A 15,402-nucleotide genomic window follows, 5' to 3' on the forward strand; every position below is an offset into this window, starting at 1 on the left:
CGCCACGGGCTCGGGTGCCGGAGTGGCCGGTCAATTGTTGGCGTGCCGGCAGGGGATCGGGCCGCAGTCCCACCCCGATGATGCACGCGCCGATCAACATGCCCGCCGCTGAGATCAGGAACGGCCCGGCCTGCGGAGGTATCCCCAGATGGTTTCCCAATGCGGCACCGGGGCCCACCATGTTGGGACCAGCCACGGCACCGATGGTGATGGCCCACACCACCAACGACAGGTGGCGGCCCCGCCGCTGTGGTGGGGCCATGTCCGTGACCGCAAAGCGCGCCTAGAGATTGGCGGCAAAGGCCAACCCCACCAGGAATGCTCCAGCCAACAGGACGGCAAAGGCCTGCACCACAGTTGCGGTCACCATCAGCAACGTGCCCACAGTGGCAGCGGCCAGCCCGGTCAACAGGGCCCATCGGCGCCCTCGTCTGACGGCCAGTCCGGCCAGCGGCATGGCAGTGACGGCCGTACCCAAGGTCATGGCGGTGTTCACGGTGCCTGCCCAGACTTCGGAACCGGAGAGCTCCACGGCAAGGATCGAGCCCAGCGCCAAGGTGGACCCTGACCCCAGGGCGGAGAAGATCTGCGCCACGGCAAGGGTTCGGACCACGTGTCCTTGCGGAAACGATACAGGGGTCAGCGCCTCGGGTGCACCGGATGGTGATCTCACGCAGCAGTCCAATAGTGAGGCAGGGGGCCGTCACGGCCGGGGATGTGCTGAAAATACCCCAGAAACCCCGCCGGGTATATTGTGAAGCCACATTCTGAACATCAGGAGGAACCGTGCAGCTACGCCCGGATGAGATGACACCGGTGATCAATCGTCTCAAGCGCGCCCAAGGGCAGCTGGCTGCTGTGACGCGAATGTTGCAGGAAGGCCAGGACTGCAAGGACGTGGTGACCCAGCTGGCAGCTGTGTCCAAGGCATTGGACCGGGCAGGATTTGTGATCATCGCCTCCGGACTGCAGCAGTGCATCAATGACCCGGATGAGTCCTTGGATCAGAAAGAGTTGGAAAAACTGTTCCTGTCATTGGCCTGAATCCCAAGTTCACTGGGGCACGGGCAGCAGGACCGAGGGTAGGAACGCCCCGATGAACTGCAATGGGTTGACGTAGTCCTCACCCAGGCGAACACCCCAGTGCACGCAGGCGCGGACGGAGAACACGCAGTGGTTGCCGTTCTCCAACACACCGATCACCTGCCCTTTGCGCACGCGGTCTCCGCGTTTGAGGTCACTGTCCACCGGTTCAAAACTGGATCGCAGACCATCCCCGTGGTCGATGGTGATGGTGTTGCGATCCACAACGGTTCCCACATGAGTGACCTTGCCGTCCGCTGGCGCCCGCACCTGCCCGTTCCAATCGACGGTGAGATCCACACCCCGGTGCCCGGACAGCCACCGTTCGGCCGGCGGCTGGAAGTCCTTGGCCACCTTGGGGGCACCACCGGTGGGGGACTCCCACTGCCCGCGGTGTTTGGCCAGGACGGAGTCATTGCTCACGGTGCCTGCCACTGTCACGACGCCGGTTGGCGGGCCGGCCGTTGCTGCTGTTGGACTGAGAACAGAGATGATCAGCAAGGCAGCAGCCAAGTACCTGGCAGTACGTCCAGATGTGCGGCCCGGTGGCGTGTTCTGGGGTGATGCGTTTCTCATGCACCCACGGTGCTCCTTGAAAATCGGTGCCACCAGATCAGCACCCGTGCTGTGGACAGGGAACGCGGACGAAGCGCACGGTGATCACCCCTGTGGAGTCGCGGGCGCTCGCCGTCGTCCACAGCACCTGCAAAGCCCGTCCTCCGAACCTGAACTGGCGAACCCGAACTTGCGAACCCCATCCTGCGAGGCGCCCGTGCCGTCGCAGATGCCACCGCTGTAGTACAGTTGGTTGCCGCAGTGTCTGAACTGTGCGGTTCATCGTGCCCAGGTTCCGGTGGAAGAGATTCTCTTCCACGGGAGCGTGGACCACGCGGATCGTTTCAGGGCGCAGATGCTGACTACGCGCGCGTCGTCGTCGTGAACACGGGGATCACCAGCAGGTGATCCTGTGAACCCGACCCGCTTGCCACGGTCCCGACCTCCCCATGGAGTGCGGGTGGTCAGCGGAAACCGTCCTGAGCCTCGGGGCGGTGGCCATGACGTGCCAGGGGTCCTTCCGCCGGAAGCGACCGACAACCACACAACCGTGTTCCGTTTCCCCGGACCAGGGGTGCGCGAGCACATTGCACCAAGGAGAACTGACCATGTCAGTCGTCACCATGCGCCAGCTGCTGGACAGCGGCGTGCACTTCGGCCACCAGACCCGCCGCTGGAACCCGAAGATGAAGCGCTTCATCCTCACCGAGCGCAACGGCATCTACATCATCGACCTCCAGAACTCGCTGTCCTACATCGACCGCGCGTTCGAGGCCGTCAAAAACACCGTGGCACACGGTGGCACCATCCTGTTCGTGGGTACCAAGAAGCAGGCCCAGGAGGCCATTGCCGAGCAGGCCACCCGCGTGAACATGCCCTACGTCAACCACCGCTGGCTCGGCGGCATGTTGACCAACTTCCAGACCGTCTCCAAGCGGATTGACCGCATGAAGGAGCTGGAGCAGATCGACTTCGAGGACGTCGCAGGCTCGCAGTACACCAAGAAGGAACTGCTGCTGCTGCGCCGCGAGAAGGAGAAGCTGGAGCGTACCCTGGGCGGTATCCGCAACCTCTCCAAGACCCCTTCCATGGTCTGGATCGTGGACACCAAGAAGGAGCACCTGGCGATAGATGAAGCCGAGAAGCTGGGCATCCCCGTCGTCGCCATCCTGGACACCAACTGCGATCCGGACGAGGTCACCTTCCCGATCCCGGGCAACGACGACGCCATCCGCTCCGTCAACCTGCTGACCCGCGTGGTTGCCGACGCCGTGGCCGAGGGCCTGCTGGCCCGCTCCGGCAAGGGCGGCTCCGAAGGTGCTGCCGAGGAGCCCATGGCCGAGTGGGAGCGCGAGCTGCTGGAACAGCACAACGCTGAGAAGGCTGCTGTCGAGACGGAGACCACCGCCGAGGCCGTGGAAGCCGTTGAGGCCACCGAGGCCTCCGAGGAAGCTGCCGAGACCGCTGAGGTCGTCTCCGAGGCAACCTCCGCCGAGTGATTCACCCCCGTCACTGCCTCCCTGCCCGTCACCGACCGTGACCGGGCGGGGAGGCATTCGGGGATCACGGGATGTGGCAACACGTCCCCTGCCGTTCAACTTTTCTTCGTCTCGATGCCGCATCATGCAGCGTGAGACGCCCGTGGGTCGGCCAAGAGCCGGCCTCGGGAACGAACGAACAAGGAGCTGACACATGGCGAACTACACCGCCAAGGACATCAAGGAACTGCGCGAGCGCACCGGCGCCGGCATGCTCGACGTCAAGAAGGCATTGGACGAGGCCGACGGCGATCAGCAGAAGGCCCTGGAGATCATCCGCGTGAAGGGCCTCAAGGGCGTCACCAAGCGTGAAGGCCGCACCACCGCTGAAGGCATCGTGGTGGGCCGCATCCAGGGCGGCAAGGGCTACCTGGTTGAGGTCAACTCCGAGACCGACTTTGTGGCCAAGGCCGATCCCTTCATCGCTTTCGGCGAGAAGGTCATGGACGCGGCCGTTGCCGGCGACGTCGCCGACCTGGACACCCTGCTGGCCACCGAGATCGACGGCCAGAAGGTCTCCGACCTGGTGACTGAGACCGGCGCGCTGCTGGGCGAGAAGGTTGTGGTTCGCCGCATCGCTCGCGTCGAGGGTCAGAACGTTGAGCTCTACCTGCACCGCACCTCCAAGGACCTCCCCGCTCAGGTGGGCGTTCTGCTGGCCGTTGACGGTGAGAACGTCACCGAGGCTGCTCACGACGTCGCCGTGCACATTGCCGCCATGTCCCCGTCCTTCCTCTCCCGTGAGGAAGTTCCGTCGGAAACCGTTGCCAACGAGCAGCGCGTGGCCGAGGAGACTGCAAAGGCTGAAGGCAAGCCGGAGAAGATCCTGCCCAAGATCGTGGAAGGCCGCATGAACGGCTTCTACAAGGAGTCCGTGCTGGTGGACCAGGACTTTGCCAAGGATTCCAAGGTTTCCGTGGGCAAGTTCCTGGAGGACAACGGCGCCACCGCCACCGGTTTCGCCCGCTTCCGCGTGGGTTCCTGATCTCAGGATCCGAGACGCAAAAACAACCACCACGGCGCTCACTGAGGTGAGACCCTGAGGTTGTTCTCCCGACACCCCGCCGACCCGCACAGGTCGGCGGGGTGTGGTCATCTGATGTGGGGTTTGCCAGAGGCGATGTTCGGTGCTGGTCAGCTGTGCTGCCCGCTATGCTGAACCACGTGTGCCCGGGGCGGGCAGCTGCACCTGACCTGCCGCCACCGCGGCCCTTGACCGTTGGACCACCGTTGGGAGCATCCATGCCGACCTCCACCCCTTCCGAAATCAAGGACGACGCCCTGCGTGCCAGCAGGTCGGGGGAGTCGAGCCACCCACGACGCCGCATCCTCCTGAAGCTTTCGGGTGAGGTTTTCGGTGGAGGCAAGGTGGGTCTGGACACCTCAGTGGTTCGGGACATCGCCGAGCAGATTGCCGCCACGGTGGGCACGGTTGAAACCTCGATCGTGGTGGGAGGCGGCAACTTCTTCCGCGGCGCCGAGCTGTCCACCGCCGGCATGGACCGCTCACGGGCCGACTACATGGGCATGCTGGGAACGGTCATGAACTGCCTGGCCTTGCAGGACTTCTTGGAACAGTGCGGCGTGGACACCCGTGTGCAGTCGGCCATCTCCATGGAGCAGGTGGCTGAGGCCTACATTCCGCGCCGGGCCATCCGTCACATGGAAAAAGACCGCGTGGTGATCTTTGGTGCCGGTGCCGGTCTGCCCTACTTCTCCACGGACACCGTGGCCGCCCAGCGTGCTCTGGAAGTCAATGCTGATGAGGTCCTGGTGGGCAAGAACGGTGTGGACGGCGTCTATACGGATGACCCCAAGACCAACCCGGAAGCCAAGAAGTTGGACACCCTGACCTACGACGACGCCCTGACGCAGAACATCCGGGTCATGGATCAGACCGCGTTCTCCCTGTGCCGGGACAACAACGTGACCATGCGCGTGTTCGGCATGCAGGAACCGGGCAACGTGACTCGCGCGGTGCTGGGTGAAGACCTGGGCACACTGATCACCGTGTGACGCAAGGCTGTGGGATCACACAGCTGGGGCCGCGGACGCCGGTAGACTTGATGCCAGTGTCCGCGGCCGCTGCGTGTCTGAAGCACATGCCACTGGCCACCTGATCGACCAACACAGAGACTCGGCCACAGGTTGAGTGTCATCAGAAGGAGTTTTCACGTGATCTCTGAGATCCAATCCGACGTCGAAACCCGTATGGGCAAGGCAGTGGACAACGCCTCTGAGGAGTTCGCTGCCATCCGCACGGGCCGCGCCAACCCGTCCCTGTTCTCCAACCTGTTGGTGGACTACTACGGCGCACCCACCCCGCTGCAGCAGCTGGCCTCCTTCCAGAACCCTGAGGCACGCACACTGCTCATCACCCCGTACGACCGATCCGCGCTGGGGAACATCGAAAAGGCTCTGCGTGACTCCGACATCGGTGCCAACCCGGCCAATGACGGCAACGTGATCCGCGTCGTCATGCCCGAGCTCACCGAGGAGCGGCGCAAGGAATACGTCAAGATCGTCCACGCCAAGGCAGAGGAAGCACGTGTTTCTGTGCGCAACGTGCGCCGCCATGCCAAGGACTCGATCGAGAAGCTGGTCAAGGACGGCGAGATCGGCGAGGACGAGGGCAAGCGTGCCGAGAAGGACCTGGATGCCGAAACCAAGAAGCACGTGGACCACATTGACGTCATGCTCAAGAACAAGGAAGCTGAGCTGCTTCAGGTCTGATGCCGTCCGTCAAGAACGCCGCTGAAACACCCCCTGCACCACCCAAACAGTCGCGTGCCGGGCGGGACCTGCCCGCCGCCATCGGGGTGGCTGTGGTGCTACTGGCTGCCCTGGGCATCGGACTGTTCCTCTACCCGCCCGTGGTGGCACTGCTTGCCGGTCCGGCCGCCGCATTGGGCGTGTACGAGGTCTGCCGTGCCCTGGCCCATGCCGGCATCAAGATCCCCGTGATACCTGCCGTGGCGGGCGCGGTGATCATGCCGGTGGCAGCCTTCTTCGGCGGTGCCGAGGCCCTGATCATCGCCACCACATTGGTGTCCTTGGTGGTGATCACCGTTCGGGTGTTCGGTCCCAAACAAGGCATGGTCCTCTCCGTGATGGGCTCCCTGTTTGCACTGACCTGGGTGGCACTGTGTTTGTCCTTGCTGGTCCTGTTGTTCCAGACGGAGCAGGGGGCTGCCAAGGTGCTGATCGTGATCTTGATGGCGGTCGGCAATGACACGTTCGGTTACTTCGCCGGGGTCCTGTTCGGCAAGCACCCCATGGCTCCGCGGATCAGCCCCAAGAAGACCTGGGAGGGCTTTGCCGGCTCCATGGTCGGTTCCATGGTGCTGGCCTCCCTCCTGGTAGCACTGCTGCTGGGGGACCCCTGGTGGCACGGCCTGGTGCTGGCATTCTTCCTGGTGTGGGTTGCTGCCCTGGGTGATTTTGCCGAATCCATGGTCAAACGTGAGATCGGCGTCAAGGACATGGGCACTCTGCTGCCCGGTCACGGTGGAGTGATGGACCGGATTGATTCCATCGTGTTCGTGGCCCCCGTGGGCTACGTGGTGTTCGAGCTGCTGCGGGTCCTGCAGGGCTGAGTGTGGTGCGCCTGTGATGCTCACGTGGTCCCGCTGAAGGTGGTTGAGGAGTCCCCAAATGACAGATAACCCGGAGGCCCGGGGCAGCACCCCCAATGGTGGCGTTGCGCCCGCAGGCAAGCGGTTCGACCGCGTCGAAGGCCGCCATTGGGGATACTCCCCGGACGACGTCGACGACTACTTCAGTCGCGTGGAAGCTGCCATCAAGGCCCCGCGCGGCCAGGATGCCCCTGAGTTCACCAGCAGTGATCTGCGGACAGCAGTCTTTGGACGGGCCCGCGGTGGCTACCAGCCGGCGGTGGTGGATGCTGCCATGGATCAGCTCGAGGACACCCTGGCCCGGCGAGAGAACCGGGATTACATCGACTCTCACGGGCGCCAGGCCTGGGAGGAGCAGGTCGGAGCCCTGTCGGATCTGATCTTCGGTCGCTTGGAACGCGCCGACGGGCACCGCTTCCGCCGTCCATCAGGGTCCAGTTCACGCGGGTACGCCGTCGTCGACGTCGACGCTCTGTGCGACGCCGTGGTTGAGGAACTGAGCACCGCGGAGTCCGTGCACCCGGACCGCGTGCGGACGGCGGTTTTCGGGCCCGCAGTGGGGGAGCGGGCCTACGAGGAGCAGCAGGTGGATGCGTTCCTGGACAAGCTGGTGGAGCTGCTGCTGGCACTCCGGTGAGACAAAATTTTTGCACCTGTCTAAAAACAGCGTTTGTACTTGTGAGAGCAAGTGCAGGCGCTGTTTTTGGTGCAACACGGGTGGCATCTGGGGTGAACAGTGGTTGGTGCACGGCAAACATGCGGTTAATGTGAGCGAGTCCACAGTGTGACACCTGTCACGTAAAGCTCGTTACGAGAGGTCTCCCGTGTCAGAGCATCCTTCAGTGGCCGAACCAACGGCCCAGGACTTCCAGGCAGCGCAAAGCTCCCCGGAGTTCCAATCTCTGCGATCCACGCACCGCAAATTCGTGGTTCCCATGACCATCTTCTTCTTGGTCTGGTTCCTGCTGTACGTGCTTCTCTCCATCTACGCCACGGACTTCATGTCCACTCCGGTGATCGGCAACGTGAACCTGGGCATCATCCTTGGCCTGCTTCAGTTCGTCACCACCTTCGGCATCACAGGCCTCTACGTCGCCTTCGCGAACAAGAGCCTGGATCCCAAGGCAGAGCAACTGCGTGAAGCCCTGGAGGCCGGCGACTACGCCGCAACCCACCGTGGCTCCAACGGCGCTCATTCAAGCAAGGGGGCTTGATTCATGAACGTAATGCTTCCCGCCGCAGAGGCCAGCGAAACCGTTGGCACCCCGTGGCTGAACATGCTGATCTTCGGAGCGTTCGTTGCCGTGACCATGGTGGTCGTGCTGCGAGCCTCCAAGCACACCTCCACGGCTGCCGACTACTACGCCGGTGGACGCTCCTTCTCCGGAACCCAGAACGGCCTGGCCATTGCAGGTGACTACCTCTCCGCGGCGTCCTTCCTGGGCATCGTGGGCGCCATCGCCCTGCAGGGGTACGACGGCTTCCTGTACTCCATCGGCTTCCTGGTGGCCTGGTTGGTTGCACTGCTGCTCATCGCCGAGCCGCTGCGCAACACCGGCAAGTTCACCATGGCGGATGTGCTCTCCTTCCGCCTGCGTCAGCGCCCGGTCCGCATTGCTGCGGCAACCTCCACGCTGTGCGTGACCTTCTTCTACCTGCTGGCACAGATGGCCGGCGCCGGTGCGTTGGTCTCCCTGCTGATGGGTATTTCCTCCAGCTGGGGCCAGTCCCTGGTGATCATCGTCGTCGGCGCGTTGATGATCGCCTACGTGCTGATCGGCGGTATGAAGGGCACCACCTGGGTGCAGATCATCAAGGCCGTCCTGCTGATGACCGGTGTGGGCGTCATGACCATCTGGGCCCTGGGCATGTTCGGCTTCAACTTCTCCGCCATGCTGGGCGAAGCAGTCAACGTGGTGAACCGTTCCGGCGCTGACATGGACGGTCAGAAGCTGCTGGAGCCGGGTCTGCGCTACGGTCTGAACGAATGGACCAAGCTGGACTTCATTTCCCTGGGCATGGCCATGGTCTTTGGCGCCGCCGGTCTGCCGCACGTGCTCATGCGCTTCTACACGGTTCCCACCGCCAAGGAAGCCCGCAAGTCCGTGGTGTGGGCCATCTCCCTGATCGGTCTGTTCTACCTGTTCACCCTGGTGCTGGGCTTTGCCGCCGCCGCCCTGATCGGCAGCGAACGCATCCTGGCAGCTCCGGGTGGCGTGAACTCTGCAGCTCCGTTGCTGGCCTTTGAGCTGGGTGGTTCGGTGCTGCTGGGTATCATCGCCGCCGTGGCCTTCGCCACCATCCTGGCCGTTGTGGCCGGTCTGGCGATCACCGCATCCGCATCCTTTGCTCACGACATCTACTCGAACGTGATCAAGAAGGGTAAGTCCAGCGGCAAGGAGGAACTGCGCGTTGCCAAGCTGACCGTTGTGGTGATCGGTGTGGTCTCCATCCTGGGCGGCATTGGCGCCCAGGGTCAGAACGTGGCCTTTCTGGTGGCGCTGGCATTCGCCGTGGCTGCCTCGGCCAACCTGCCCACCATCCTGTACTCCCTGTACTGGCGCGGGTTCACCACCCGCGGTGCGGTGTGGTCCATGTACGGCGGTCTGATCATCTCCATCGGTCTGATCATGTTCTCCCCGGTCATGTCCGGTGCAGAGACCTCCATGATCCAGGGCGTGGACTTCTCCTGGTTCCCGCTGTCCAACCCGGGTCTGGTCTCCATCCCCGCGTCCTTCCTGTTGGGCTTCATCGGTTCCAAGACCGATTCCTACAAGGAGAGCGTGGAGAAGCAGGCCGAGATGGAGGTTCGCTCCATGACCGGTGTGGGTGCTGAGGCTCCTGTCCAGCACTGATCTGGGATCCGTTCCACCACGGATCGCAGATCCGATCCAGTGGTGATCGGGAATCCCACACGCCGGGGGATGTGAAATTCCGTCCAACGGGAGGCTCACATCGAGCGGTTCGTCAAGGGCCCCTGTCAGAGTCCGGTTTCACCGGTTCTGGCGGGGGCCTGCGGCGTCCATCGGCGCCGTAGCATGGTCTGGATCGTGAGAGAACTCTCATGCAGCTGCCCGAATTTTCGGCAGTGGTCTTGTAATCTTTACTTTAACCGTCAGCTGTCAGCATGCTGTCGGACCGTCCCCCTCCAGCCCCACTGTCACAGTTGGGGCCACCAACGGAAAGAGAGATTCTCATGGCCATCATTGGTTGGATCGTTCTGGGCTTGATCGCCGGCGCACTGGCAAAACTCATCATGCCGGGTAACCAGGGTGGTGGCATCATCGTCACCATGCTGCTGGGCATCGTCGGCGCCGTCGTCGGCGGCTTCCTGTTCTCCGCAATCTCCGGTCAGGGCATCAACGAGAGCGGCTGGATCATGTCCCTGGTCATCGCTACCGTTGGCGCACTGGTTGTGCTCTTCATCTGGGGCCTGATCACCGGTCGTCGCGGCGGCGCTCGTCGCTGATTCCTCCGGGATCAGTCGCTAGACACGACAAAACCCGGCCCTCCCTCGGACTGCTTCGTTTGACGTCCGCTTCGGGAGGGCCGGGTTTTGTCGTATCCGGACCCAAGTCGCGTGACGCTGGCTTCGGAAGCCCACCGCGGCGCCTTCGTCTTTGAACCACACGACCGAACCCGGCCCTCCCCCGGACTGCTTGGCTTGGCGTCCGCTTCGGGAGGGCCGGGTTTTGTCGTATCCACACCCATGACCAGTGACGTCCGCCTCGGGATGGGTGGGCGTCGTCGGGTGTTCCGGGGCTGGCCCATACTGGGAGCATGAACGCGAGCGCACCTGAAGACACGCACATCTCCCGGTCACCGTGGGCGGAACTCCTCAAGGCTGCGCCCCGCACAATCAGCATCCTGGGGTCCACCGGTTCCATCGGCACTCAGGCCTTGGAGGTGGTGCGCCAAGCTGCCGAGGACAGTGGGCATCAGGTGTTCCGCGTGGTGGCCCTGGCCGCCGGCACCTCCAACCTGGAGCTGTTGGCACAACAGGCTGTGGAAACTCGCGCGCAGTTGGTGGCCACCAGTGGCAACGCTGAGGACGCTGCACAACTCACCGAACTGATCACCCAGCGGCATGCAGCAACCGAGGGAGTCACCTCCGACGGCAAGGGTGGTGCGGAAGGTGAGTACCGTCCCGTCGTCGTTCACGGACCGGAGGCCGCAACGCAAGCCGCAGCCCATGAGGAAGCCGATTTGGTGCTCAACGGGATCACCGGGTCCATCGGCCTGGCGCCCACCCTGGCGGCCTTGAATGCGGACAAATTGCTGGCGCTGGCCAACAAGGAATCGCTGATTGCCGGCGGTGCCCTGATTCACCAGGCGGTTGCCGCATCCAAGCATGAGGACCCGTTGATCCCGGTCGACTCGGAGCACTCCGCTCTGGCTCAGGCGTTGCGCTCTGGTACGCCGGATGAAGTTGACCGGCTCATTCTCACCGCCTCTGGTGGACCGTTCCGGGGGCGCTCCCGTGACGAGCTTGCGGAGGTCACCCCGGATGACGCGTTGGCACACCCCACGTGGGACATGGGCCTGATGGTCACCACCAACTCCGCCACCATGGTCAACAAGGCGCTGGAGGTGTTGGAAGCCCATCTGTTGTTCGGGGTGCCGCTGGAGAAGATCGACGTGGTGGTCCACCCGCAGTCCGTGGTGCACTCCATGGTCCAGTTCACGGACGGGTCCACACTGGCCCAGGCCTCTCCGCCGGACATGCGGCTGCCCATCGCTCTGGGTCTGGGGTGGCCGCACCGCGTGCCGGGGGCCGCAACACCGTGCGATTGGTCGCAGGCCACCTCCTGGACCTTTGAACCGTTGGACCCGGTGGCTTTCCCCGCCGTGGAGCTGATCAAGAAAGCTGCAGCCAAGTCCGCCACCACGCCGGCGGTATTCAACGCAGCCAATGAACAAGCGGTGTTGGCCTTCCACTCGGGACGGATCGGCTTCACGCAGATTGTTGACACCGTGGCGCAGGTGGTGGAGGAACACGTCCCTGCAGATGAACTGAGCGTGGACTCCGTGCTGGAGGCAGAGCGTTGGGCCCGGTCCCGCGCGGACCAGATCCTGGGCGACTGAGCTCCCCCTCCCCGCCGAGTAGGCCTTTTGATCGCCCCTGAATGGGTCAGCAGCGATCAAACGGCCTATTCGGCTGAGGGGGGAGGGGCTAGTAGACCGTGAGGCCCTTGGCCCGGAAGGTCTCTCGTGCGGCTTCCGTGGATTCCAACGACGGCGGCTGCACACCTTTCAGGGAGTAGTTCAGCCCCAGCGTGTTCCACTTGTCCTCACCCATGTTGTGGAACGGCAAGACCTCAACACGCTGCACCGAACCCCAACGGGCCACGATCTCGGCCACCGCCTGGACGTTCTCCGGCGCATCCGTGAGTCCCGGGACCAGCACAAACCGGATCCAAACAGGTTTGCCCATCTCCGCCAGACGGTCACCGAAGGCCAAGGTGGGGGCCAAGGCTCGGCCGGTGGTTTCCCGGTAGGTGGCCTCGTCTCCGGACTTCACGTCCAGCAGGACCAGATCGACGTCGGCCAGCAGCTCGTCATCGGCCACCCGGCCCAGGAAGCCGGAGGTGTCGATGGCCGTGTGCACACCCATCTCCTTGGCACCCCGCAGGATGCGCCGGACGAACTTGTGCTGGAACAGCGGTTCACCACCGGAAATGGTGAGTCCACCACCCGTGGCCTGAAAGATCTTGCGGTAGCGCATGACCCGCTTCAGGACTTCCTCCACCGATTGCAGCGTGCCGTTCTTCAACTGCATGGTGTCCGGGTTGTGGCAGTACTGGCACTGCAAGGGGCATCCGGAGAGGAACAGCGTCATGCGGGTGCCGGGCCCATCCACTGCCGTGACCAGCTCCCAGGAATGGATGGAGCCCATCAGACCTGCGTGCAGCGCCTGCACTTTCTGATGGTGCAGGGGCCGGCCGTCGTCGTCGAGTGGGAGCAGCTCCCGGTGAAGGTCACCCAGTGTCTCCGGGAGGCCGTCAGCCGTACCGCGGCGTAGGGGCTGAGGAAGCTCGGTCACAGAGGCCGCGCGGACGGGTTCGGTGGGGCGCATGGCCGCCACCGAACCCTCCGACGGCGTGAACCGGGGGTGCGTGGTTCGCGTACCTGGCATGTGGTCAGTGCAGCCGATCTCAGACGCGGTCGTGGAACGTCCGGGAGAGAACATCCATCTGCTGCTCACGCGTCAGGCGCACAAAGTTCACGGCGTAACCGGAGACCCGAACCGTCAGTTGCGGATAGTTCTCCGGGTGGGCCATGGCATCTTCCAGGGTCTCCCGGTTCAACACGTTGACGTTCATGTGGTACCCATCGGAGACGTTCTGGGCATCCAACAGACCCACCAAGTTGGTCACCTGCTCGTCCTTGGTGCGCCCCAGACCGGAGGGAACCACGGTGTTGGTCAGAGAGATCCCGTCCATGGCTTCGTCGAACGGAAGCTTGGCCACGGACAACGCGGAAGCCAACATGCCGTGGGTGTCACGCCCGTTGGACGGGTTGGCACCCGGGGCGAACGGCTCACCGGTACGGCGGCCGTCGGGGGTGTTGCCCGTCGCTTTGCCGTAGACCACGTTGGAGGTGATGGTCAGCACCGACTGCGTGTGGACGGCATCCCGGTAGGTGGGGTGACGGCGGACGCGTTCCATGAACTCGTGCACGATCTTGACCGCAATGTCATCCGCGCGGTCGTCGTCGTTGCCGTAGGTGGGGAACTCGCCCTCCACGGTGTAGTCGGTGACCAGGCCTGATTCGTCGCGCACCGGGCGGACCGTGGCGTACTTGATGGCGGCCAGGGAGTCCGTGGTCACGGACAACCCGGCGATGCCGCAGGCCATGGTGCGCAGCACGTTGCGGTCGTGCAGGGCCATCTCCAGGCGCTCGTAGGCGTACTTGTCGTGCATGTAGTGGATGCAGTTCAGCGCCTCCACGTAAGTGGCGGCCAACCAGTCCAGCAGCACCAGGAACTTGTTCCAGACGTCCTCGAACTCCAGGACCTCACCGGCCGCGGCCGGGTACTCCGGGGCGATCTGCTTGCCGGAGATCTCGTCCCGGCCACCGTTGATGGCGTACAGCAGGGACTTGGCCACGTTCACGCGGGCGCCGAAGAACTGCATCTGCTTGCCCACCGTCATGGGGGACACGCAGCAGGCAATGGCGGCGTCATCCCCGCAGGCACCGCGGATCAATTCATCGGACTCGAACTGGATGGCGGAGGTGTCAATGGAGACCTGGGCGCAGAAGCGCTTGAAGCCCTCCGGCAGATCCGCCGACCAGAACACCGTCAGGTTCGGCTCCGGGGCCGGGCCCAGGTTGTAGAGGGTCTGCAGGAATCGGAAGGAGGTCTTGGTAACCAGGGTCCGGCCGTCGGCCCCCATGCCGCCAATGGACTCAGTGACCCAGGTGGGGTCCCCGGAGAAGAGCTGGTCGTACTCCGGGGTGCGCAGGAAACGCACGATCCGCAGCTTGATCACCAGGTCATCCACGATCTCCTGGACTTCCGATTCGGTCAAGGTGCCCTCGGCAAGGTCTCGGGCAAAGTAGACATCAAGGAAGGCGGTGTTGCGACCGAAGGACATGGCCGCACCGTTCTGTTCCTTCACAGCTCCCAGGTAGGCAAAGTAGAGCCACTGCACGGCCTCGGTGGCATTGGCAGCCGGGCGGGAAATGTCAAAACCGTAAGCCTCCGCCATGGCCTGCAACTCACGGAGCGCGCGGATCTGCTCCGAGTTCTCCTCGCGCTCGCGAATGATCTTCTCGTCAGCGGCGTAAAGATCCAGCTCGGCGCGCTCGCGCTTCTTGGCCTCCACCAGGGCGTCCACACCGTAGAGGGCAACGCGGCGGTAGTCACCGATGATGCGACCGCGACCGTAGGCATCCGGCAGACCCGTGACCACGTGGGAGGAGCGTGCCGCACGGACATTGGGGGAGTAGACGTCAAAGACGCCGTCGTTGTGGGTCTTGCGGTAGGTGGTGAAGACCTTGTCCAGGTCCGGATCCACCGGGTAGCCGTAGGTTTCCAGGGAGTTCTTGACCATGCGCCACCCGCCGTTGGGCATGATGGCACGTTTCAGCGGGGCATCGGTCTGCAAACCCACAATGATTTCCTGCTCGGCATTGATGTAACCGGGCTTGTGGGAGGTGATGGTGGACGGGGTGGTTGCGTCGACGTCGTAGACGCCCTTGTCCCGTTCGGCCGGGAACATGGCCAGCAGCTGCTCCCAGATGCCGGTGGTCCGGGCCGTGGCGTTCTCCAGGAAGGAGGAGTCGCCGTCGTAGGGGGTGTAGTTGCGCTGGATGAAGTCGCGCAGATCCACTCCGTCCTGCCACGGACCACCGTCAAAACCGCGCCAGGGGTTGGCTTGCGGGTCGAATTGATCGTCGTTGATCAGGCGGTCAGTGGTTTGGGCAGTCATGGTGCTCCTCCTGACGTGGCCGGAGCGTTGTGCCGTCCCGGACGTTTGATTTGGGGGCATGGCCAGATGCGGACGTGCCCTCACCTTCATTGAAAACGCTACGGACCCCGGGCAGGTCGGGTCGGCCAGTTGCAGTTGGTTTCTTGGTGAACTTGT

15 protein-coding genes and 1 pseudogene are annotated in these 15,402 nt (G+C 63.7%); 11 read left to right on the forward strand and 5 right to left on the reverse strand.

The window, feature by feature from the left end; all coding sequences use genetic code 11:
• Positions 1 to 262, reverse strand: a pseudogene (locus L979_RS16580) (MFS transporter); the annotation flags it as partial.
• Between the two features lie 21 nt (positions 263 to 283).
• Positions 284 to 613 (reverse strand): MFS transporter, encoded by a 330-nt coding sequence (locus tag L979_RS16585; protein ID WP_231559336.1) that lies wholly within the window; start codon positions 611 to 613, stop codon positions 284 to 286.
• A 173-nt stretch (positions 614 to 786) separates the two neighbouring features.
• Between L979_RS16585 and L979_RS01120 the strand changes: the two genes are divergently transcribed.
• A complete protein-coding gene (locus L979_RS01120) occupies positions 787 to 1,044 on the forward strand; it encodes a metal-sensitive transcriptional regulator (RefSeq protein WP_047688229.1) in 258 nt (85 codons plus the stop codon).
• A gap of 9 nt (positions 1,045 to 1,053) precedes the next feature.
• Here the strand turns inward: L979_RS01120 and L979_RS01125 are convergent, their stop codons facing one another.
• On the reverse strand, positions 1,054 to 1,659 hold the full coding sequence (locus tag L979_RS01125) for a M23 family metallopeptidase (protein ID WP_081993516.1): 606 nt from the start codon (positions 1,657 to 1,659) through the stop codon (positions 1,054 to 1,056).
• Between the two features lie 587 nt (positions 1,660 to 2,246).
• Here L979_RS01125 and rpsB point away from each other — a divergent pair.
• The 10 genes from rpsB (at position 2,247) to dxr (ending at position 11,896) form a co-directional block, all read left to right on the forward strand.
• Entirely contained in the window at positions 2,247 to 3,137 is an 891-nt protein-coding gene (rpsB, locus tag L979_RS01130) for a 30S ribosomal protein S2 (protein WP_047688233.1), read from the forward strand.
• Positions 3,138 to 3,330: 193 nt separating this feature from the next.
• Entirely contained in the window at positions 3,331 to 4,161 is an 831-nt protein-coding gene (gene tsf / locus L979_RS01135; RefSeq protein ID WP_047688235.1) for a translation elongation factor Ts, read from the forward strand.
• A gap of 257 nt (positions 4,162 to 4,418) precedes the next feature.
• The gene (gene pyrH, locus L979_RS01140) at positions 4,419 to 5,192 is read left to right on the forward strand and encodes a UMP kinase (protein WP_047688236.1); all 774 of its coding nucleotides are present in this window, start codon (positions 4,419 to 4,421) and stop codon (positions 5,190 to 5,192) included.
• Between the two features lie 159 nt (positions 5,193 to 5,351).
• A complete protein-coding gene (gene frr / locus L979_RS01145) occupies positions 5,352 to 5,909 on the forward strand; it encodes a ribosome recycling factor (RefSeq protein ID WP_047688237.1) in 558 nt (185 codons plus the stop codon).
• On the forward strand, positions 5,909 to 6,772 hold the full coding sequence (locus L979_RS01150; RefSeq protein WP_047688238.1) for a phosphatidate cytidylyltransferase: 864 nt from the start codon (positions 5,909 to 5,911) through the stop codon (positions 6,770 to 6,772). Before frr ends, L979_RS01150 begins: the two co-directional genes overlap by 1 nt.
• A 58-nt stretch (positions 6,773 to 6,830) precedes the next feature.
• Positions 6,831 to 7,448 (forward strand): DivIVA domain-containing protein, encoded by a 618-nt coding sequence (locus L979_RS01155; RefSeq protein ID WP_052209298.1) that lies wholly within the window; start codon positions 6,831 to 6,833, stop codon positions 7,446 to 7,448.
• A 205-nt stretch (positions 7,449 to 7,653) separates the two neighbouring features.
• Positions 7,654 to 8,025 (forward strand): DUF485 domain-containing protein, encoded by a 372-nt coding sequence (locus tag L979_RS01160; RefSeq protein WP_231559337.1) that lies wholly within the window; start codon positions 7,654 to 7,656, stop codon positions 8,023 to 8,025.
• 3 nt (positions 8,026 to 8,028) lie between these two features.
• Entirely contained in the window at positions 8,029 to 9,666 is a 1,638-nt protein-coding gene (locus L979_RS01165; RefSeq protein WP_047688242.1) for a cation acetate symporter, read from the forward strand.
• Between the two features lie 341 nt (positions 9,667 to 10,007).
• Entirely contained in the window at positions 10,008 to 10,280 is a 273-nt protein-coding gene (locus L979_RS01170) for a GlsB/YeaQ/YmgE family stress response membrane protein (RefSeq protein WP_047688244.1), read from the forward strand.
• A 311-nt stretch (positions 10,281 to 10,591) separates the two neighbouring features.
• Positions 10,592 to 11,896 carry a 1-deoxy-D-xylulose-5-phosphate reductoisomerase gene (dxr, locus tag L979_RS01175; protein ID WP_081993518.1) on the forward strand — a complete coding sequence of 435 codons (1,305 nt, stop codon included), beginning with the start codon at positions 10,592 to 10,594 and terminating at the stop codon, positions 11,894 to 11,896.
• Between the two features lie 88 nt (positions 11,897 to 11,984).
• On the opposite strand, the gene pflA is transcribed toward dxr, so the two are convergent.
• Both pflA and pflB read right to left on the reverse strand, forming a co-directional pair.
• Entirely contained in the window at positions 11,985 to 12,947 is a 963-nt protein-coding gene (gene pflA, locus L979_RS01180; protein ID WP_231559338.1) for a pyruvate formate-lyase-activating protein, read from the reverse strand.
• A 19-nt stretch (positions 12,948 to 12,966) separates the two neighbouring features.
• Positions 12,967 to 15,246, reverse strand: a complete 2,280-nt coding sequence (gene pflB, locus L979_RS01185; RefSeq protein ID WP_052209299.1) for a formate C-acetyltransferase — start codon at positions 15,244 to 15,246, stop codon at positions 12,967 to 12,969.
• Between the last annotated feature and the right edge of the window lie 156 nt (positions 15,247 to 15,402).

The organism is Kocuria sp. ZOR0020 (genome assembly GCF_000800955.1).
Lineage (GTDB): Bacteria > Actinomycetota > Actinomycetes > Actinomycetales > Micrococcaceae > Kocuria > Kocuria subflava.